Origin of the sequence: Rhizorhabdus histidinilytica (genome assembly GCF_900167915.1) — a bacterium.
Taxonomy (GTDB): Bacteria; Pseudomonadota; Alphaproteobacteria; order Sphingomonadales; family Sphingomonadaceae; genus Rhizorhabdus; species Rhizorhabdus histidinilytica.
In genome coordinates this window covers 360,513-379,134 of record NZ_FUYM01000005.1, presented here as the reverse complement: position 1 = coordinate 379,134, position 18,622 = coordinate 360,513, and the positions used below count along the sequence as shown (strand labels likewise).

The following is an 18,622-nucleotide window of genomic DNA, read 5'->3' as shown; positions in this document are numbered from 1 at the left end:
GGCTTGGCACGGGCGGGGCATGGAGATCTATCGCAGCGACACATTGCTCGTGCGCAAGCGCGGCGGCCGGTGCCGGAAGCACTGGGTCGTCACCTTCGACCATTATGGGATCACCGGCAGCTTCGACCGGCCCGGCTTCGGCGAGGAGTTCCTGGCGGCGCGGGGCATATCGCTGATCACCATCCTCGGCCGGGGCAACGACTGGTACCAATATCCCGACATGGACGCGGCCCTCGCCGCCGCGCGATCGGCGCTGCTGCGGGCCGACCGGGTGATCACCTATGGATCGAGCATGGGCGGCTATGCCGCGATCCGCTTCGCCGACGCGCTGGGCGCCCATGGCTGCCTCGCGATCTCGCCGCAATATTCGAACGATCCGGCCAAGGTGCCGTTCGAATGGCGATGGCCCGAGGACGCCCGGCGGATCGACTGGCGCGGCGAGCCCGATCGCCCGATCCGCTGCGCCGCCGATCCGGTGATCGTCTATGACCCGACGATAGAGGATGGCGAGCATGTCCGCCGGATCGCCTGCGACATGCGGTGCCGGGCGGTACCTATCCGCCACGCCGCGCATCCGGCGACCACCTTCCTCGGGTCGACCGGCCTGCTGCCCGACCTGATGCTGTCGGTACTCGACGGCAGCTTCGCACTGGCGCCATTCCGCCAGCGGGTGATGGCGGCGCGCAAGACCGACCCGGTCTATCTGTGCGAGCTCGCCCGCCGCCAGCCCGCCTGCCGCCCCCAGCTGGGGATCGCGCTGGCGCGCCGCGCGGTCGCGGCCGTGCCCGATGTCGATCTGGTCCACCATGTCCTCGCGGTCCGTCTCGCCCTGGCGGGTCAGGCCGCAGAGGCGCTGGCGGCGCACGCCCGCGCATGCGAGCTGTCGGGCGAGTTCTGGAGCTATGCGCTGCCCTATGCCATGGCGCTGGCCGATGCGGGTGAGCGGCCGGCGGCGCTGGCGCTGGCGAAGCGGCTGGCGGCGGCCTGGCCCGAGCAGGCACATGTCCAGCATGTCCTCGGCCATATGCTGTGGCTGTCGGGGCGCACCAAGGACGCGCTGCGGCCCGCCCGGCTGGCGATCCGCCTCGCCCCGCATAATGCCTTCTATCGCGCCGCGCTGTTCCGCTATCGCTGGCGCTATGCGGCCTTGCCCGCCTTCGCCGGATGGCGGCTGCTACGCTGGGCGGCGCACCGCCTGCCCCGCGTCCTGCCCGAGCGGCGCCGCTCGCTCGCCGGCCGCCGGCCGCTGGAGCGATTCACCACCTGATCAGCCTTGGCTTACCGCGCGCCGAACAACGCGGTGCCGACGCGGACATGGGTGGCGCCCAGCATCACCGCGGTCTCGAAATCGCCCGACATGCCCATGCTGAGCCCCGCGAGCCCGTGCCGCTTCGCCAGCTTGGCGAGCAGCGCGAAATAGGGGGCGGGCTCGACGTCGGCGGGGGGCACGGCCATCAACCCGACCACCGGCAACCCGGCGTCGCCCGCCCGCGCCAGCATCGCGGGCAGCCCGTCGATCGCGCAGCCGCCCTTCTGCTCCTCGGCGCCGATATTGACCTGGACGAAGCAGTCGGGCCGCCGCCCCGCGCCATCCATCGCCCTGGCCAGCGCCTCGATCAGCGAGGGCCGGTCGACCGAGTGGATCGCGTCGAACAGCGCGACGGCCTCCTTCGCCTTGTTCGACTGGAGCTGGCCGACGAGGTGCAGCCGAAGGCCCCGCCCCTCCCTGAGCGCCGGCCATTTCGCCTCGGCCTCCTGCACGCGATTCTCGCCGAAGCCGGTCTGGCCGGCGGCGATCAGCGGCGCGATCGCCTCGGCAGGCTTGGTCTTGGAGATGGCGATCAGCTCGATCGCGGCGGGATCACGATCGGCCAGCGCGGCGGCATGGGCGATCCGCGCGCGGATGTCGGCGAGGCGGCGGGAAGCGGTGTCGATATCGGACATGGGCCACGCTATAGGAGGCGCGATGCAGCCCCGCCAGCCCGAGCTTCCGTCGTTGTGGATGATGACCGACGAGCGGCAGGGTGAAGCGCTATGGACGGCGCTGCGCCGCCTGCCGCCGGGATCGGGGGTCATCTTCCGCCACAAATCCTTGCCGGATGGGGAGCGCCACCGCCTGTTCGAGCGGGTCCGCCGGATCGCGCGCCGGCGCGGGCTGATCCTGCTGCTGGCCGGCGACGAGGGCGAAGCGCGGCGCTGGGGCGCCGATGGGGCGCACCACCGCCGTCCGGGCCCGCCGCGCGCCGGCACAGCGCCGGCCCACGACCTGCGCGAGATCCGCGCGGCCGAACGATCGAGCGCGACGGCGCTGCTGCTGTCGCCGCTCCACCCCACCCGCTCGCACCCCGGTGCCCCGGCGCTCGGGCGGATGCGCTTCGCGGCGCTGGCGCGGGCGACCCGCCTGCCGGTAATCGCACTGGGCGGCGTCGACCTGCGACGCGGCCGCGCGGCGATCGCGGTCGGCGCCTATGGCTGGGCGGCGATCGATGCCTGGATGTGAGTTAACGAACGTCGCCCCAGCCCCTCGACTGCCTGCAAGGCAGGCGCTCGGGATAAACTTCGGCCTCTGGCCGAAGGCTGGGGCCCATGTCTCTCATCAGCCAGACCGCATCTGAGAAGACAACAGACATGGATGCCTGCCTCCGCAGGCATGACGGCTATGTTGATGAAGCAAAAACCAGCCGCCGGCCCGGCATTAGAACTTGAAGGCAGTTCCGATGTAGATCGCCTGGCTGTCGCGACGCTGGTCGCTGCTCAGATCGAGGCGCTCGCGCTGCGACTTGTAGCGGACGCCGCCCGACAGTTCGAGGTTGCGGGTCAGCGAGAAGGAGCCGCCCAGGTCGACCGACATCGCCTCGTCGGGGCCGCCGATCGTGGCGTTGCCGGTGGCGCGCTCGGCGCCGAACAGCAGGCGGGTGCTCCACTTGCGGCCCGAATAGCTCAGGCCGATGTCGGCCATCTCGCGGCCCTCGGGCACCGCGCCGCCGTCGATCTTGGCGAAGTCGCCCGACAGCGCGAAATGCTTCCAGCCGACCGAGGCGCCCAGGCTGTAGGCGCTGGGGGCGAGGCCGGCGGCGATGTTCGAGCTGTTAGCGGCGGCAAGCGCGCCCGCGCTGGGCTTGTTGCTCGACCGGGCGCGGATCGCGACGGTCACCGCGCGCTTGCTGCTGCCGCCCGACGGCGTGAAGCGGAAACCGGGATCGTTGAAGCTGCCGCCGATGCGATCGAACAGGGCGGCCTGGCGCGGGTCCGACGCGGTCGGCGTGAAGAAGCCGATTCCGCGGGCCTTCTTCTTGTCGATCTTGACCTTGGGGGTGGGCGCGGGCTTGGCGGAGTCGGCAGGCGCGACGAAGGCTATGGACGCAGCCGCAGCGGCGCCAATCAGCACTCCTCGGACCCCCTTTGCCATCATCCTGCGCAACTCGATTTTATTCTATATTCAGTCGCCCTAGCATCGCAGCCGAGTCGATACCAGCCGCGTCTCGGCGAATTTCCCTGCCTGTTGAGAAAAAAAGTCATTGTTGCACGGACTCCACAGCCGGAGCGGCGCGCACCGCCCGATCCTGTCAAGATCGCTTGCGGGGCCGGGGGTTCCGACTATAACGGCCGCATCGCGAGACATCGATCCCCAAGGACGCCCCGGACATGACCAGCCGCACCCTTCGCACCGCGACCGCCATCGCCCTCGTCGCCCTGCTGGCCGGCTGCGGCGGCGGACGCAACAAGGCGCAGTTCGCCTCCGACGTCGCGGCGGCCAGGACCACGACGATCGGCATCAACACCTATCTGTGGAAAGCGTCGCTCGAGACGCTGAGCTTCATGCCGCTGCTGCAGACCGATTCGAACGGCGGCGTGATCGTCACCGACTGGTATGTGAATCCCAACCAGCCCGCCGAGCGCATGAAGCTGACCGTCACCATCCTCGACGCCGACCTGCGCGCCGACGCGGTCCGCGTCGCGGCGCAGCGCCAGGTGCTGTCGAACGGCAACTGGGTCGATGCCGCGGTCCAGGCGTCGACGGTGCAGAAGCTGGAAGACATCATCCTGACCAAGGCGCGCGACCTGCGCCGCGCCACCGTCAGCGTCGGATAGAAACGGAATACAGAGTGAGCGCGCGTTTCAACCATCTCAAGGCGGACGCGCACTGGCAGGGGGTCTGGGAAAGCCAGGGCACCTTCCAGGCGCGCGACGACAGTCCCAAGCCCAAATCCTATGTGCTGGAGATGTTCCCCTATCCATCGGGGCGCATCCACATGGGCCATGTCCGCAACTATACGATGGGCGACGTGCTCGCACGCTATCGGCGAATGAAGGGCTTCGAGGTGCTCCATCCAATGGGGTGGGACGCCTTCGGCATGCCGGCCGAGAATGCGGCGATGGAGAAGAAGGTCCATCCCGGCGACTGGACCCGCGCCAACATCGCGGCGATGCGCGAACAGCTCAAGCGGATCGGCTTCGCGCTCGACTGGAGCCGTGAGCTCGCGACCTGCGAGCCCGACTATTACGGCCAGGAGCAGGCGCTGTTCCTCGATCTCTACGCGGCCGGCCTGGTCTATCGCAAGGAATCGGCTGTCAACTGGGACCCGGTCGATATGACCGTGCTCGCCAACGAACAGGTGATCGACGGGCGCGGCTGGCGATCGGGTGCGCTGGTCGAGCGGCGCAAGCTCAACCAGTGGTTCCTCAAGATCACCGACTTCGCCGACGACCTGCTCGAAGGTCTCAAGACGCTCGACCAGTGGCCCGAGAAGGTCCGGACGATGCAGGAGAACTGGATCGGCAAGTCGCAGGGGATGCGCTTCACCTTCGAGTTGGACACACCCGCCGGCAATCTGACCAGCTTCGACGTGTTCACCACGCGGCCCGATACGCTGTTCGGCGCCAGCTTCGCCGCGATCGCCGCCGATCACCCGATCGCGCAGGCGTTGAGTGCGGGCAACCCGGCGCTGCAGGCGTTCATCGCCGACTGCAAGCGCACCGGCACCGCCGCGGCCGAGATCGAGACCGCGGAGAAGAAGGGCTATGACACCGGCCTGTCGGTGGTCCACCCGCTCGACCCCGACTGGAAGCTGCCGCTGTTCGTCGCCAATTTCGTGCTGATGGACTATGGCACCGGCGCGGTGTTCGGCTGCCCGGCGCATGACCAGCGCGACCTCGACTTCGCGCGCAAATATGCGCTGCCGGTCAAGCGGGTCGTCGCCCCCTCCCCCGAGGAAGCCGCCGCGCCGATCGGCGACGAGGCCTATGTCGGGCCCGGCCGCATCGTCAATTCGGCCTTCCTCGACGGCCTGTCGGTCGAGGAGGCGAAGGCCGCGGTGATCGCGCGCGCCGAGGCCGAGGGCTGGGGCCAGGGCACCACCGTGTGGCGGCTGCGCGACTGGGGCGTGTCGCGCCAGCGCTATTGGGGCACGCCGATCCCGATCATCCATTGCGAAGGCTGCGGCGCGGTTCCCGTGCCGCACGACCAGCTCCCCGTCGTTCTGCCCGAGGACGTCGCCTTCGACATCCCCGGCAATCCGCTCGATCGTCATCCGACCTGGAAGCATGTCGACTGCCCGAGCTGCGGCGAGCCTGCGCGGCGCGAGACCGACACGCTCGACACCTTCGTCGATTCCTCCTGGTATTTCATCCGCTTCGCCAGCCAGCCGTCGGACAAGCCGTTCGACCGTGCCGTCGCCGAAAGCTGGATGCCGGTCGGCCAGTATATCGGCGGGGTCGAGCATGCGATCCTCCACCTGCTCTACGCGCGCTTCTGGACCCGCGCGCTCGAACGGATCGGCCGGATCGGGGTCAAGGAGCCGTTCACCGGGCTGTTCACCCAGGGCATGGTGACGCACGAGACCTACAAGGACCCGGCCGGACAGTGGCTGAGCCCCGAGGAGGTCTCCGACGGCATCGTCGTCGCGACCGGCGCGCCGGTGACGGTTGGCCGCATCGAGAAGATGTCCAAGTCGAAGAAGAACGTCGTCGATCCGGGCCCGATCGTCGAGCAGTATGGCGCGGACGCGGTGCGCTGGTTCATGCTGTCCGACAGCCCGCCCGAGCGCGACCTCGAATGGACCGAGAGCGGCATCGAGGGCTGCTGGCGCTTCGTCAACCGGCTGTGGCGGATCACCGATCCGGCCGAGGCGGCTGAGGGCGAGGATAAGGATCTCGACCGCAAGCTCCACAAGGCAATCGCCGGTATCGCCGTCGACATCGAGGCGCTCGGCTTCAACCGCGCCGTCGCCAAGGTCCACGAGCTGGCCAACGCGATCGAGAAGGCTCAGCCTTCGGCCAGCCGCACCGCCGCCGCGCGCACGCTGGTCCGCCTGGTCGCGCCGATGGTACCGCATCTGGCCGAGGAGGCCTGGGCCCGGCTCGGCGAACAGGGACTGGTTGCCGACGCCGCCTGGCCGGCGCATGATCCCGCGCTGCTGGTCGACGACGAGGTGACGATCGCGGTGCAGGTCAACGGCAAGCTGCGCGACACGCTGACCGCTCCCAAGGGCGCCCCGAAGGACGCGCTCGAACGGATGGCGCTCGAATCCGAGAAGATCGCCCGGCTGCTCGAAGGTGCCGCGCCGCGCAAGGTGATCGTCGTGCCCGACCGCCTGGTGAACATCGTCGCATGAAGCGGCTGGCGGCCCTGATCGCCCTCGCCGCTGCTGTCGCGGCGTTGCCCGGCTGCGCGCTCCGGCCGCTCTACGCCGACGGCGGCGCCGGATCGGTCGCCTCATCCCTGCGCGCGGTCGAGGTCGCGCCGGTCGGCGGCCAGAGCGGCTGGCTGATCCGCAACGCGCTCAACGACCGGCTCCATCGCCAGGGCGAGACGACCCCGCGCTTCCGGCTTGAAGTCGAGCTCGACGACCAGATCACCGGCTTCGGTATCCGCCAGGACAATGCGGTAAGCCGCGAGCGGCGCACGTTGCGCGCGCGCTACCGCCTGCTCGATGCGGCGACCGGCGGCGTGCTGCTTGACCAGACCGCCGCGGCCGACGCCGGGATCGATGTCACCGGCTCCGAATATGCCACCGTCGCCGCCGAGCAGACCGCGCTCGAACGGCTGACCGAGAATCTCGCCGACCAGATCGTCGCGCGCCTCGCCACCTATGCGGGGCGCAGCGCGGGCCAGTGAGCGCGCGATGCCGATGAGCGCCCCATGAAAGCCGATGCCGGCCAGATCCAGCGGGCGCTCGACCGGCCCGATCCCGCCGTCCGGCTGATCCTCCTCTACGGCCCCGACGAGTCGGGATCGCGCGCCCTCGCCGCGCGTATCGACAAGGCGATGGGCGCCGAGGCCGAGCGGATCGACATCGCCGGCGCGCAGCTCAAGGAGGACCCGGCGCGGCTCGCCGACGAGGCCGCCTCGATCTCGCTGTTCGGCGGCGCCCGCCACATCCGCGTCGATCCGGCCGGCGACGAGATCATCGATGCCGCGCAGGCGCTGCTGGAAGCACCCTCGGCCGGCAATCCGGTGGTCGTGGTCGCGGGGAACCTGCGCAAGGACGCGAAGCTGGTGAAGCTCGCCCTCGCCTCGCCGATGGCGCTCGCCTTCGCCTCCTACCTGCCCGAGGGCCGCGCCGCCGACCAGGTTGCGGTCGAGATCGCCCGCGAGCTGGGGCTGCGGCTCGATCCGCGCGCCGCGCAGGCGATCGTCGCCGCGACCAATGCCGATCGGGCGCTGATCGCCCGCGAGCTGGAGAAGCTGGCGCTGTTCCTCGACGCCAGCCCGGACGATCCCAGGCCCGCCGATGCGGCCGCCTTCGAGACGGTCGGCGCGGTCAACGACGAGAGCGACCTCAGCGCGATCGTCGACGCGGTGATGGGCGGACGGCCCGAACAGGCGGCGGCCGAGCTGGCGCTGATCGGCGCCCCCGAAGCGATCGGCGCGGTCCGCGCGGTGCTCCGCCGCCTGGCCCAGATCGCCCCGTTGCGGGCCGAGGTCGCCGCTGGCCAGAGCGTCGACGCAGTGATGGCGGGCGCCGGCAAGGCGATCTTCTGGAAGGATCAGAAGGTGGTGGCCGGGCTTCTTCAGCGCTGGTCGCCGGACCGCATCGCCACCGCCACCACCCGCCTCGCCGCGCTCGAACGCGCCTATAAGCGCTCAGGATCGCCCGGCATGATATTGATCGGCGAGGAACTTCTCACCATCGCGCGGGTCGCGGCCTCGGCTCGCCGCTGAGACCGGCTGTGAGGTAGCTCGACCAAAGTCTCAACACCCCGTCGCTCCAGCAGAGGCTGGAGCCCATATCTATTCGATGTTGAGACGCCGTGTGAAGCACTGAACGGAAGGTCCGTTCGTGTCCAGCGCAGTCGAGACACGTTCCGGGAGCAAACGTCCCTCGACTTCGCTCGGGACGAACGGTTTCACCGATTCGAAATCAAGGACTTGGCCGCAGGAACCGCCACCCCATCCGAGGCGCTTCGCACGCCGTCTCAGATCGGCTCGCCGCTCAGCCGCTGGCAGACCAGGTCGAGCTGGTCGAGGGTCGAATAGGCGATGCCGATCCGGCCACCCTTCTCGCCATGCTCGATCGTCACCTTGAGCCCGAGGATGTCGCCGAGATGGCGTTCGAGCGCGGCGATGTCGGCGTCGGCGGGTTGCGCCGGGCGCGGCGCGACAGGCTTGGGCGCCGCGCCTCCCCCGCTCCGTCCCGTCTGGACGAGCTTCTCGGCGTCGCGCACCGACAGTTGCTGGGTGACGACCTGCTCGGCCAGCTCCTCGGCATTGGGCGCGGTGACGAGCGCGCGGGCATGGCCCATCGACAGCCGGCCGTCGGCGACCATGTCGCGCACCGGCTTGGGCAGGTCGAGCAGCCGCATCAGGTTGGCGACATGGCTGCGCGACTTGCCGACCAGCTTGCCCAGCATCTCCTGGGTATGGCCGAAGTCGCCGATCAGCCGATGATAGGCCTCGGCCTCCTCGATCGCGTTGAGGTCCTGGCGCTGGACGTTCTCGACGATTGCCAGCTCGAACGTCTGCGCGTCGGACAGTTCGCGGACGATCGCCGGCAGTTCGTGGATGCGCGCGCGCTGCGCCGCCCGCCAGCGCCGCTCGCCGGCGATGATCTGGTAGCCGCCGGCCGACGGATGGGTGCGGACGACGATCGGCTGGATCAGCCCCCGCGCGCCGATCGAGGCGGCGAGCTCGTCGAGCGCGGTGTCGTCGAAATGGCGGCGCGGCTGGCTGGGGTTGGGCTTGATGTCCGCGACCTGGATCATGCGGATGCCCGAGGGACGCTCGGCGCCGGGCGCGATCGGCTGCTCGGTCGCCACCTCGCCGAGCAGCGACGACAGGCCCCGGCCGAGGCCGCGGCGCGGACCGTCGGCGCTCATGCCGCCTGCGCCTTGTTGGTGAGCCGGGCGATGCACTCGCGCGCAAGGGCGATATAGGCCTCGGACCCCGGGCAGCGATGGTCGTAGATCAGCGCCGGCACACCATGGCTCGGCGCTTCGGACAGGCGGACGTTGCGCGGGATCACCGTATCGAACACCACATTCCCCAGAACATCGCGCACATCGGCGGCCACCTGTTCGGACAGCCGATTGCGCCGGTCGTACATGGTCAGCGCGACTCCCAGGATCGAGAGCTGCGGATTGAAGCGCGCGCGCACCCGCTCGATCGTCTGGAGCAGCTGGGTCAGCCCCTCCAGTGCGAAGAATTCGCACTGCAGCGGCACCAGCATCATGTTCGCCGCGACCAGCGCGTTGACGGTCAACAGGCCGAGCGAAGGCGGACAATCGATCAGACAGACGTCCCAGCGATTCTCGTCCTGGGCGAGCGCATCGTGGAGCCGGTGGGTACGCTTCTCGACGTCGATCAGCTCGATCTCGGCGCCGGTCAGGTCGACCGTCGCCGGCACGATATCGAGCCGCGGGATCCTGGTCGCGACCACCGCCTCGCCGAGCGAGCAGTCGCGGCGAAGCAGCTCATAGCTCGACCGCTCCCGCGACGCCTGCTCGACGCCGAGCCCGGTCGACGCGTTGCCCTGCGGGTCGAAGTCGACGAGCAGCACCCGCCAGCCGGTCGCCGCCAGCGCGGTGGCGAGGTTGATCGCGGTGGTCGTCTTGCCCACCCCGCCCTTCTGGTTGGCGATCGCGATGCGGATCATCGGCGTCCCTTTTGACCTTTGCCCTGCGGCTGAACCTGCGACGCGACGATGATCGCCGCGTCCGGGTCGGTCTTGCTTGGCACGACCCGGAAATCACCCTGCCACGAAGTGGTTACGGCTTCCAGTTCGGATGCAGCGCTACGTCCCTTCGGCAACAGCCAGAGCGTGGCATCGTGCGAAAAACGGTGCGCGAGCGGCAACAGCCGATCGAGCGGAGCGAAAGCCCGGGCGCTGATCACGTCATACGGGCTCGAGTCGAGCATCTCGAGCCGCTGGCCCGCCACCGCCACCCGATCAGCGATACCGAGCGATTCGGCCATGAAGCGCAGAAAGTCGATCCGCTTGCGGCGCGACTCGACCAGCGTCATGCGGACCTCTGGCAGCATCAGCGCCACGACCATGCCGGGGAAGCCGGCGCCCGAACCGAGATCGATCCAGCGCAGCGGACCGCCCCCGCCGACCATCGGCACGAGCTGCGCCGAATCGACGATATGGCGGCTCCAGATATGCTCGGCGGTCGAGGCCGCGATGAGGTTCTGTCGCGGCATCTCGTCGAGGATCATCGCGACGAATTTTTCCAGCCCCGTCATTGTTCCACGTGGAACACACCCCTCGATCCAGGCGCGCGCCTCCTGCTCGGTCATGCTCATGCCGCGAGCCGCCGGGCGTGGACCATGATGGCGGCGAGCGCGGCCGGGGTGACGCCGCGCACCCGCCCCGCCGCGGCGAGATCGGCGGGACGCGCTACGTTGAGGCGCTCGACCATCTCGTTCGACAGTCCGGCGATCGCACCATAGTCCGCGATCGCGGCGAGACCGATCCGCTCATCGGCGCGCAGCCGAGCGATCTCCTGGTCCTGGCGAGCGAGATAGGGCGCGTAGCGGCCGTCCTGGATCACCTCGGCGCGGACATCCTCCGGGACCGCGGCGAGCTCGGGCGCCAGGGCAATCAGTGTGGCGTCGCCGACCTCGGGGAACCGCAGCCACTCGGCCAGCGACCGCCGGCCATGGTCGTCGGCGACCGCCGCGCCGGCCGCGACCAGCTCGCCTGACCCGGCGATGCGCGTCGCGAGGCGATCGGCCATAGCCATGCGGTGCGCTTCACGTTCCACGTGGAACATCCGGCGCGTAGCCGAGATCGCGCCATGCGAGTCTGCCCAGCCGGTCAGGCGGCTGCCGGCGTTGTCGGCGCGCAGCCGCAGCCGATACTCGGCGCGGGCGGTGAGCATGCGATAAGGTTCGGACACGCCCTGCAGCGTAAGGTCGTCGATCATAACGCCGATATAGCTGGTCGCCCGGTCGAAATGGATTTCGGGCTGGCCGGCCGCGAAGGCGGCTGCATTCATCCCGGCGGCGAGCCCCTGCGCGGCGGCCTCCTCATAACCGGTGGTGCCGTTGATCTGCCCGGCGCAGAACAGGCCCGGCAGAGCCCGCAGCCCAAGCCCGGCGGTCAGCGCACGTGGATCGATATAATCATATTCGACGGCATAGCCGGGCTGGAGAATCTCGACCCGCTCGAGCCCCGGCACGGTCCGCAGCATCGCGCGTTGAACATCCTCGGGCAGCGAGGTCGAGACGCCATTGGGATAGATGGTGTGATCGTCGAGGCCCTCGGGTTCGAGGAATATCTGGTGCCCGTCGCGATCGCCGAAGCGGTGGACCTTGTCCTCGATCGACGGGCAATAGCGCGGCCCGACGCCGGTTATCGCGCCCGAGTAGAGCGGCGACCGGTCGAGTCCAGCGCGGATCACGTCATGGGTGCGCTGATTGGTCCGGGTGATCGCGCAGGCGAGCTGCGGAACGAGGCGGCGCGGCGTGAGCGCCGAGAAGGTCCACCTCCCCTCGTCCGAAGGCTGGCGGTCGAGCTGGGCCCAGTCGATCGTCCGTCCATCGAGCCGCGGCGGAGTCCCGGTCTTGAGCCGGGCGATCGGCAGATCAAGGGCGCGCAGCTGCTCGGCAAGTTCGACGGCCGCCGCCTCCCCCACACGTCCGCCGGCGCGGCAGTCCATCCCGAAGTGAAGCCTGGCGTTGAGGAAGGTTCCCGTCGCAAGCACCACCGCTCGTGCCGTCAACCTCCGCCCGTCGGCCAGGACCAGGCCGGATGTTCCACGTGAAACATCCTCAACCAGCAACCTCTCAGCCGCGCCTTCAATGATTTCCAGCATCGGGAGCTCGGCGAGCAGGTCGTGAATCGCTGCCTTATAGAGCTTGCGGTCGGCCTGAATGCGTGGCCCATGAACCGCCGCGCCCTTGCTGCTGTTGAGCATGCGATAATGGATCGCGGCACGATCCGCGGCGCGGGCGATCAGCCCATCGCAGGCATCGACCTCGCGAACGAGATGGCCCTTGCCGAGTCCTCCGATCGCAGGGTTGCAGGACATGGCCCCGATCATGTCGCGCCGCATGCTGACGAGCGCGGTGCGCGCGCCCATCCGCGCCGCCGCCGCCGCCGCCTCGCAGCCGGCATGGCCGCCGCCGACCACGATCACATCGAAGCTGTCCGCCATGCGAGCGCGCTATCCGACCCTGCCGCCGGAGTCAAAAATGTTCCACGTGGAACATCCTCATTTGCCGATGCAGAAGCGGCCGAACAGGCCGTCGAGCATGTCCTCGGTGCCAGCACGCCCGGTCAACGCGTCGATCGCGGCGCGGGCGAGGCGCAGTCCCTCGGCGACGAGGATCGGATCGCCCTCCCCCTGCGCCAGCGCCAGCGCCTCGCCAAGCCGGTCGAGCGCCGCGCGCTGCCGCGCCGACAGCGCCGCCTCGCCTTCCCCCGGCAGCAGCGTCGCGGCGCAATCAAGCAGCAGCGTGACGAGCTCGTCCATCCCCGCGCCGCTCTGCGCGGAGACGAGCAGGTCGTGCGCGGCAGGGTCGAGCGTTCGCCGGTCGGCCTGGGCGCCGACCCGGACCGCGCCCGCCGGCGCCGATCCGGGATCGCCGAGCCAGAGGACGATGTCGGCGGCGGCGATCGCCTGGGCCGCGCGATCGATGCCGATCGCCTCGACCGCGTCGCCCGTCCCCGCGTGGAGCCCGGCGGTATCGGTGAGCAGGAAGGGCACGCCGCCCAACGCCACCGGCGCCTCGATCAGGTCGCGCGTCGTCCCGGCGATCGGCGTGACGATCGCCGCCTCGCGCCCGGCCAAGGCGTTGAGCAGCGTCGACTTGCCGGCATTGGGCGGGCCCGCGAGCACCACCCGGACGCCGTCGCGCAGGCGTTCCACGGGAAGCCGGCCGCGCCAGCGCGCCACCTCGGCGTCGAGTGCGGCGAGCTCCGAGGCAAAGCCGGGGTCGAGCGGCGCGACGTCCTCCTCGTCGGAAAAGTCGAGCTGCGCCTCAAGCCGCGCCGCCAGCGACAGCACCCGATGCTGCCAGCCCTCCAGAGCACGGCTCAGTGCCCCGCCCGCGAGCAGCATCGCGTTGCGGCGCTGCGCCTCGGTCTCGGCGGCGAGCAGGTCGCCGAGCGCCTCGGCCTCGTTGAGGTCGATCCGCCCTGTCTCGAAGGCGCGGCGGGTGAACTCGCCGGCCACGGCGGGACGCAGGCCCGGCAGCCGGCCGAGCGCCGCGAGCACCGCCGCCGTCACCGCGCGGCCGCCATGGAGATGGAGCTCTGCCATGTCCTCCCCGGTGGCGGTGCCGGGCCCGGGCAGCCAGAGCAGCAGCGCCCGGTCGAGCGTCGTCCCGCTGGCGGGATCGGTCAGGATGCGCAGGCTCGCGCGGCGCGCGGCGGGGCGCGGCCGGCCGCCGGTCAGCCGGTCGATCGCCGCGCCCGCCATCGGTCCGCTGACCCGCACCACCGCGACCCCCGCCGGCGGGGCGCCGCTCGACAGCGCGAAGATCGTGTCGGACGCCGAAGCGCCGGGGCTATTTTCCAGGGGTGCCGGCGGCACGGCCGATCTGGTCGAACATCGTGCGCCACATGTTCATGCCGGCCTCGCCCATCGGCATCCAGTTGCGCATCATCGTGTCGAGCGTGTCGGGGGTCACCCCCTCCTCGATCGTCTTCTTCATCTTCTCGACATAGGCGTCATGGACGCTCGACAGGTCGGGCAGCCCCATGAAGCGGCGCGCCTCCTCGGGCGTGCAATCGACGTCGACGGTGATCTTCATGCACGCCCTCCGGGTCATTGAAACGTCCCGCCCCATGGCTAGAGTTTCGCGGAGCCTCTGTCCATATTGCCCGCCCCCTTGATCTCCGCGAAGATGCCCCGATGACGACGACCCTGCTTCCCTCCCCGCTCGGCCCGATCCTGATCGAGGCCGATGCGCATTGGCTGCGCGCGATCCACATCCTCGGCGATCGCACCGCGCCCGACGATATCGACGACGCGCCGGCGGAGGGACCGGCGGCCGAGGCGATCCGCCAGCTCCACGCCTATTTCGAGGACGGCGCGGCGACGTTCGAGCTGCCGCTGCTCCCCGCCGCGACGCCGCGCGGGGCGGCGCTGCGCGATGCAATCACCGCGATCCCGTCCGGCGACACGCTGAGCTACGGCGCGCTCGCGCGGATCGCCGGGTCGGCGCCGCGCGCGATCGGCCAGGCCTGCGCCCGCAATCCCTTCCCGATCGTCGTCCCCTGTCACCGGGTGGTAGGCAGCGGCGGCACGATCGGTCATTATTCCGGCGGACGCGGGATCATCACGAAGACATGGTTGCTCGACCATGAGAGACGCCCTGAGAGACGAGGAGGCCTTCTGTGAAAAGCTATACCGAAATCAAGACCTTGCACGGCGACGACGAATTCCTCGCCTACACCTCGCAGCCCGTCTCCGAGCCCAAGGCGGCGATCATCGTCATCCAGGAAATCTTCGGGGTGAACGACGGCATCCGCATCAAGTGCGACCAATGGGCCGCGAAGGGCTATCTGGCGGTGGCGCCCGACCTGTTCTGGCGGATCCGCCCTGGCATCGAGCTCGACCCCGATGTGCCCGAGGAGATGCAGGAGGGCCTTAACCTGTTCGGCCAGTTCGACCAGGACCAGGGCATCCGCGACATCGAGGCGACGATCCGCGATACCCGCGCGATGATCCATGGCGGCAAGGTCGGCGCGGTCGGCTACTGCCTGGGCGGCCGGCTCGCCTACATGACCGCCGCGCGTACCGACATCAACGCGAGCGTCGGCTATTATGCGGTCGGCATCGACGGCTTGCTCGGCGAGGCGCATGCGATCGCACACCCGCTGGCGCTCCACATCGCGGGCGACGACGGCTTTGTGCCGGCCGAGGTCCAGCGAAAGATGCACGAGGGGCTCGACAGTCATGCCAAGGTGACGCTGTTCGACTATCCCGGCGTCGATCATGGCTTCGCGACGACGATGGGCAAGCGCCGCGTCGAGGCCGCCGCGCAGCTCGCCGACGAGCGGACCGAGGCCTTCTTCGCCCAGCACCTGGCCTGATCGCGCATGTCCGACCATAGGGCATCCGACCATAGGCTCGTCGCCAGCCGGTTCGGCGGTCCCGAGGTGATCGAGGCCGAGCCGCTGGCGGACACGCCCGTCGCGGCGGGCAAGGTCCGCGTCCGGCACCGCGCGATCGGGGTCAACTTCATCGACACCTATCACCGCACCGGCCTCTACCCGCAGCCGCTCCCCGCCCCGCTCGGCGTCGAGGCGGCGGGCGTGGTCGAGGCAATCGGCGCGGGGGTCGCCGGGGTCGCGATCGGGCAGCGGGTCGCCTATATGGCCGCCCAGCCCGGTGCCTATGCCACGTGGGCCGATGTCGATCCCGCGATCCTGGTGGCGCTCCCCGACGCGATCGACGACGAGACGGCGGCGGCCGTACTGCTCAAGGGCGTGACCGTCCAGACGCTCGTCCATGGCTGCGCCCGGATGGAAGCTGGGCAGACCGCGCTGGTCCATGCCGCGGCCGGCGGGGTCGGGCGACTGATGGTACCGTGGCTCGTGGCGATCGGGGTACGGGTGATCGCCCATGCCGGCAACGCCGACAAGGCGGCGATCGCACATGGCCTCGGTGCCGACGTCGCGCTCGATTGTCCCTATGGCGAACTCGCCGCCGCCGTTCGTGCGGCGACCGGTGGTGAAGGGGTCGACGTGGTGTTCGACGGGGTCGGTGCGGCGAGCTGGGAAGCCTCGCTCGACAGCCTGCGCCCACGCGGGCTGATGGTCAGCTTCGGCAATGCGTCCGGCCCGGTCCCGCCGACCAGCCCGCTCGAACTGACCAAGCGCGGATCGCTGTTCCTGACCCGCCCGCGCGCGTTCGACTATGTCGCGACCGGCGCCGAGATGGACGCCGCCGCCGCCGACCTGTTCGCGATGCTCGAAAAGGGCAAGCTCGGTGTCGAGATCGGCCTGCGGCTCCCGCTCGACCAGGCCGCCGACGCGCACCGCGCGCTCGAGGGGCGGCGCACCACGGGGTCGATCGTCCTGCTGCCCTGAGTCCCGATGTCATCCCGGTTTCCGCCAGGAAGACAGGGAATCGAAAAATGAAGGGCCCGCCAAGGCGGGCCCTTTGCTTTGTCCGATGATCCGGGGGATCGTTCAGGCGGCCTGGATGACCAGCGTCCGGCGGTTGCGGCTGCGCATCATCGCACCGACCAGGCCGAAGCCGAGGATCAGCATCGCCCAGGTCGACGGCTCGGGCGCGACCGACACGGGGCCGTTGATGCTCGACAGGTCACCCTGGAAATAATTGTTGTGGATTTCGCCGTTCGAATTCTGGCGGACGTTGTTGCCGATCACCGTGCCGTCGATATTGCCGCTGTTGCCGCCGGTGATGTCGGCGAAGACGCCGAGGATCGAGCCGCTGAACTGGCGGCCGATATCGACCGTGTTCGCCTCGTAGAAGTTGAACAGCACCCGGTTGTCACCGCTGAAACGGTTGAAATTGCGGTTGAAGTCGATGTCGGTGCCGGCGACGTTGATGACCAGCGTCGCGTCGCTGGGCAGGCTGACAAGCAGCTGCTGATTGCTGTTGCCCTCGAACATCGCCTCCGACCAGTTGAGCACCTGAAGGCCGCTGCCGGTCACGGTGATCTGCTGGTTGTTGCTGTCGCCGCCGACGCTCACCCCGCTGGTGTTGCCGAGCGCGGCGAGATTCTGGCTGAGGCTGATCAGCGACGCCTTGATGTCGTTCGACTGGTTCTGCAGCGTGCTGGTGAAGTCCGACGCGCCCTTGGTGAAAGTGGTGTTGTTCGCCCAGGCGCTGCTGGAGCCGCCGTAGGTGACGACGTTCTGGCCATTGTTGTTGAACGAACCGCTGACGCTGCCGCCGACGCTGATGCCGCCGCCCGCGTTGATGCTGCCGTTGAGCGCGGCGCTGCCGACCACGGTCAGCGCCGGGGTGCCGTAGCTCGACGACGGGATGTTGTTATTCTGGATGGTGAAGTTGCCGCCGGCAGTGAAGCTGCCGCCCGCGAACACGCGCCCATCGACATGGTTGTACGACGTGAAGTTGTTGAACGAGACGACGTTCCATTCCTTGAGCGCGGCGATACCCGTCGAGACCGACTGGCCGACCAGCGCGGCAGACGCTTGCCCTGCATGGGCGACGGCCATCAAGCCGGCGACGATGATCGGAAAAGCACGGAACCCACGCATCGTTTCATCCCTACAACCGATAGGCGCAAACGTCGCCATCGATCGTCGCCTATCAGAAGAACGTAGCGTTTTCCAGTAATAAATGCCGTTATCGCGCCAATATCGTCGCGATCGCCCGGACGGTAATTGTAAAAAAATCCGACACTTCAGTAAAAATACCGTTAAACTGAAGTCAGTTCACCAATACTATAAGATCTAACAAGATGAGAATCGTAAAGCATTGCAACATGAATCGGCGCGGGAAAGCGCCTTCCCACGTCGAAAAAGCCGGCACTGAAGAGGATTCAGGCGATCAGCGGCCAGACCTGGTGGCTGCCTTCCCAGATCATCTTGACCGCGACATAGAGGATCACCGCGAGGCCGCCATATGCGATCCAGCGGTAGCGCTCGATGTAGCGGGCGATCAGGTTGGCGGCGACGCCCATCAGCGCGACCGAGAGCAGCAGGCCGATGACGAGGATGCCGGGATGCTCGCGCGCCGCGCCAGCGACCGCGAGGACGTTGTCGAGGCTCATCGACACGTCGGCGACAGCGACGGCCCAGGCCGCGCCGAGGAAGGTCTTGCTCTGCGGGATGCCGTCATGCTCGGTCGGGTCCGCGCCCGCCGGGGCGCCGGCGTGACGCAGCTCGCGGAACATCTTCCACGACACCCAGAGCAGCAACAGCCCGCCGGCGAGGACGAGCCCGACGATGCCCATCAGCAGGCTGACGCTGACCGCGAAGACGATGCGCAGGACGAGCGCGGCGATGATGCCGATCAGGATCACCTTGCGCCGCTGGTCGGCGGGCAGCCCCGCCGCCAGCGCACCGACCACGATCGCATTGTCGCCGGCCAGCATGATGTCGATCATCAGCACCTGCACGAAGGCGGCCATCGCCGCCGGGCTGGTGATGTTGGAGAAATCCGCGACGATATGATTCCAGAGATCGATCATTCCCCCCTCCCTAATCGAAAGCGGGTCGCTGTCGAGCCTGTA

The 18,622-nt window shown here is 69.1% G+C and carries 19 protein-coding genes; 9 read left to right on the top strand and 10 right to left on the bottom strand.

Going from position 1 to position 18,622, the window contains the following annotated elements; all coding sequences use genetic code 11:
- The first annotated feature begins 19 nt into the window (after positions 1-19).
- Complete coding sequence (locus B5X82_RS13770) at positions 20-1,267, top strand: alpha/beta fold hydrolase (RefSeq protein WP_079648722.1); 1,248 nt, start codon at positions 20-22, stop codon at positions 1,265-1,267.
- A gap of 11 nt (positions 1,268-1,278) precedes the next feature.
- Here B5X82_RS13770 and B5X82_RS13765 read toward each other — a convergent pair whose 3' ends face one another.
- Positions 1,279-1,944, bottom strand: a complete 666-nt coding sequence (locus B5X82_RS13765; RefSeq protein WP_079648721.1) for a YggS family pyridoxal phosphate-dependent enzyme — start codon at positions 1,942-1,944, stop codon at positions 1,279-1,281.
- A gap of 22 nt (positions 1,945-1,966) precedes the next feature.
- Between B5X82_RS13765 and B5X82_RS13760 the strand changes: the two genes are divergently transcribed.
- Entirely contained in the window at positions 1,967-2,500 is a 534-nt protein-coding gene (locus B5X82_RS13760; protein WP_079648720.1) for a thiamine phosphate synthase, read from the top strand.
- 195 nt (positions 2,501-2,695) lie between these two features.
- On the opposite strand, the gene B5X82_RS13755 is transcribed toward B5X82_RS13760, so the two are convergent.
- Positions 2,696-3,388, bottom strand: a complete 693-nt coding sequence (locus B5X82_RS13755; protein ID WP_079648719.1) for a porin — start codon at positions 3,386-3,388, stop codon at positions 2,696-2,698.
- Between the two features lie 257 nt (positions 3,389-3,645).
- On the opposite strand from B5X82_RS13755, the gene B5X82_RS13750 reads away from it, so the two are divergent.
- From B5X82_RS13750 to holA, 4 genes are read left to right on the top strand one after another with little or no spacing between them, the layout of a single operon-like run.
- Positions 3,646-4,092 carry a DUF3576 domain-containing protein gene (locus tag B5X82_RS13750; protein ID WP_079648718.1) on the top strand — a complete coding sequence of 149 codons (447 nt, stop codon included), beginning with the start codon at positions 3,646-3,648 and terminating at the stop codon, positions 4,090-4,092.
- 14 nt (positions 4,093-4,106) lie between these two features.
- The gene (gene leuS / locus B5X82_RS13745) at positions 4,107-6,614 is read left to right on the top strand and encodes a leucine--tRNA ligase (RefSeq protein WP_079648717.1); all 2,508 of its coding nucleotides are present in this window, start codon (positions 4,107-4,109) and stop codon (positions 6,612-6,614) included.
- Positions 6,611-7,117, top strand: coding sequence for an LPS assembly lipoprotein LptE (gene lptE / locus B5X82_RS13740; RefSeq protein ID WP_079648716.1), 507 nt, complete (start codon positions 6,611-6,613; stop codon positions 7,115-7,117). The genes leuS and lptE overlap by 4 nt, the downstream gene beginning before the upstream one ends.
- Before the next feature lie 24 nt (positions 7,118-7,141).
- On the top strand, positions 7,142-8,164 hold the full coding sequence (gene holA / locus B5X82_RS13735; RefSeq protein ID WP_079648715.1) for a DNA polymerase III subunit delta: 1,023 nt from the start codon (positions 7,142-7,144) through the stop codon (positions 8,162-8,164).
- Between the two features lie 254 nt (positions 8,165-8,418).
- Here the strand turns inward: holA and B5X82_RS13730 are convergent, their stop codons facing one another.
- From B5X82_RS13730 to B5X82_RS13705, 6 genes are read right to left on the bottom strand one after another with little or no spacing between them, the layout of a single operon-like run.
- A complete protein-coding gene (locus B5X82_RS13730; RefSeq protein WP_079648714.1) occupies positions 8,419-9,318 on the bottom strand; it encodes a ParB/RepB/Spo0J family partition protein in 900 nt (299 codons plus the stop codon).
- On the bottom strand, positions 9,315-10,094 hold the full coding sequence (locus B5X82_RS13725) for a ParA family protein (RefSeq protein ID WP_079648713.1): 780 nt from the start codon (positions 10,092-10,094) through the stop codon (positions 9,315-9,317). Before B5X82_RS13725 ends, B5X82_RS13730 begins: the two co-directional genes overlap by 4 nt.
- The gene (rsmG, locus tag B5X82_RS13720; RefSeq protein ID WP_176152562.1) at positions 10,091-10,738 is read right to left on the bottom strand and encodes a 16S rRNA (guanine(527)-N(7))-methyltransferase RsmG; all 648 of its coding nucleotides are present in this window, start codon (positions 10,736-10,738) and stop codon (positions 10,091-10,093) included. The genes B5X82_RS13725 and rsmG overlap by 4 nt, the downstream gene beginning before the upstream one ends.
- A 2-nt stretch (positions 10,739-10,740) precedes the next feature.
- Positions 10,741-12,600, bottom strand: a complete 1,860-nt coding sequence (mnmG, locus tag B5X82_RS13715; RefSeq protein ID WP_079648711.1) for a tRNA uridine-5-carboxymethylaminomethyl(34) synthesis enzyme MnmG — start codon at positions 12,598-12,600, stop codon at positions 10,741-10,743.
- 57 nt (positions 12,601-12,657) lie between these two features.
- Positions 12,658-13,980 (bottom strand): tRNA uridine-5-carboxymethylaminomethyl(34) synthesis GTPase MnmE, encoded by a 1,323-nt coding sequence (gene mnmE / locus B5X82_RS13710; protein ID WP_079648710.1) that lies wholly within the window; start codon positions 13,978-13,980, stop codon positions 12,658-12,660.
- Positions 13,955-14,200 carry a DUF6489 family protein gene (locus B5X82_RS13705; protein WP_029548395.1) on the bottom strand — a complete coding sequence of 82 codons (246 nt, stop codon included), beginning with the start codon at positions 14,198-14,200 and terminating at the stop codon, positions 13,955-13,957. Before B5X82_RS13705 ends, mnmE begins: the two co-directional genes overlap by 26 nt.
- A gap of 101 nt (positions 14,201-14,301) precedes the next feature.
- On the opposite strand from B5X82_RS13705, the gene B5X82_RS13700 reads away from it, so the two are divergent.
- Genes B5X82_RS13700 through B5X82_RS13690 form a run of 3 tightly spaced genes read left to right on the top strand, consistent with a single transcriptional unit; the run spans position 14,302 to position 16,484 of the window.
- The gene (locus tag B5X82_RS13700; protein ID WP_079648708.1) at positions 14,302-14,790 is read left to right on the top strand and encodes a methylated-DNA--[protein]-cysteine S-methyltransferase; all 489 of its coding nucleotides are present in this window, start codon (positions 14,302-14,304) and stop codon (positions 14,788-14,790) included.
- Entirely contained in the window at positions 14,787-15,485 is a 699-nt protein-coding gene (locus tag B5X82_RS13695; protein ID WP_079648707.1) for a dienelactone hydrolase family protein, read from the top strand. The genes B5X82_RS13700 and B5X82_RS13695 overlap by 4 nt, the downstream gene beginning before the upstream one ends.
- A gap of 6 nt (positions 15,486-15,491) precedes the next feature.
- On the top strand, positions 15,492-16,484 hold the full coding sequence (locus B5X82_RS13690; RefSeq protein ID WP_079648706.1) for a quinone oxidoreductase family protein: 993 nt from the start codon (positions 15,492-15,494) through the stop codon (positions 16,482-16,484).
- Positions 16,485-16,586: 102 nt separating this feature from the next.
- Here B5X82_RS13690 and B5X82_RS13685 read toward each other — a convergent pair whose 3' ends face one another.
- Both B5X82_RS13685 and B5X82_RS13680 read right to left on the bottom strand, forming a co-directional pair.
- A complete protein-coding gene (locus tag B5X82_RS13685; protein ID WP_079648705.1) occupies positions 16,587-17,645 on the bottom strand; it encodes a choice-of-anchor A family protein in 1,059 nt (352 codons plus the stop codon).
- 284 nt (positions 17,646-17,929) lie between these two features.
- Positions 17,930-18,580, bottom strand: coding sequence for a YjbE family putative metal transport protein (locus B5X82_RS13680; RefSeq protein WP_079648704.1), 651 nt, complete (start codon positions 18,578-18,580; stop codon positions 17,930-17,932).
- Positions 18,581-18,622: the final 42 nt, after the last annotated feature.

Coding starts and splice junctions, on each gene's coding strand:
- B5X82_RS13685 (WP_079648705.1), bottom strand. CDS start 17,645: ATGCGTGGGTTCCGTGCTTTTCCGATCATCGTCGCCGGCTTGATGGCC.
- B5X82_RS13705 (WP_029548395.1), bottom strand. CDS start 14,200: ATGAAGATCACCGTCGACGTCGATTGCACGCCCGAGGAGGCGCGCCGC.
- B5X82_RS13680 (WP_079648704.1), bottom strand. CDS start 18,580: ATGATCGATCTCTGGAATCATATCGTCGCGGATTTCTCCAACATCACC.
- B5X82_RS13765 (WP_079648721.1), bottom strand. CDS start 1,944: ATGTCCGATATCGACACCGCTTCCCGCCGCCTCGCCGACATCCGCGCG.
- holA (WP_079648715.1), top strand. CDS start 7,142: ATGAAAGCCGATGCCGGCCAGATCCAGCGGGCGCTCGACCGGCCCGAT.
- mnmG (WP_079648711.1), bottom strand. CDS start 12,600: ATGGCGGACAGCTTCGATGTGATCGTGGTCGGCGGCGGCCATGCCGGC.
- rsmG (WP_176152562.1), bottom strand. CDS start 10,738: ATGACCGAGCAGGAGGCGCGCGCCTGGATCGAGGGGTGTGTTCCACGT.
- B5X82_RS13690 (WP_079648706.1), top strand. CDS start 15,492: ATGTCCGACCATAGGGCATCCGACCATAGGCTCGTCGCCAGCCGGTTC.
- B5X82_RS13700 (WP_079648708.1), top strand. CDS start 14,302: ATGACGACGACCCTGCTTCCCTCCCCGCTCGGCCCGATCCTGATCGAG.
- B5X82_RS13770 (WP_079648722.1), top strand. CDS start 20: ATGGAGATCTATCGCAGCGACACATTGCTCGTGCGCAAGCGCGGCGGC.
- B5X82_RS13730 (WP_079648714.1), bottom strand. CDS start 9,318: ATGAGCGCCGACGGTCCGCGCCGCGGCCTCGGCCGGGGCCTGTCGTCG.
- B5X82_RS13750 (WP_079648718.1), top strand. CDS start 3,646: ATGACCAGCCGCACCCTTCGCACCGCGACCGCCATCGCCCTCGTCGCC.
- B5X82_RS13760 (WP_079648720.1), top strand. CDS start 1,967: ATGCAGCCCCGCCAGCCCGAGCTTCCGTCGTTGTGGATGATGACCGAC.
- B5X82_RS13725 (WP_079648713.1), bottom strand. CDS start 10,094: ATGATCCGCATCGCGATCGCCAACCAGAAGGGCGGGGTGGGCAAGACG.
- lptE (WP_079648716.1), top strand. CDS start 6,611: ATGAAGCGGCTGGCGGCCCTGATCGCCCTCGCCGCTGCTGTCGCGGCG.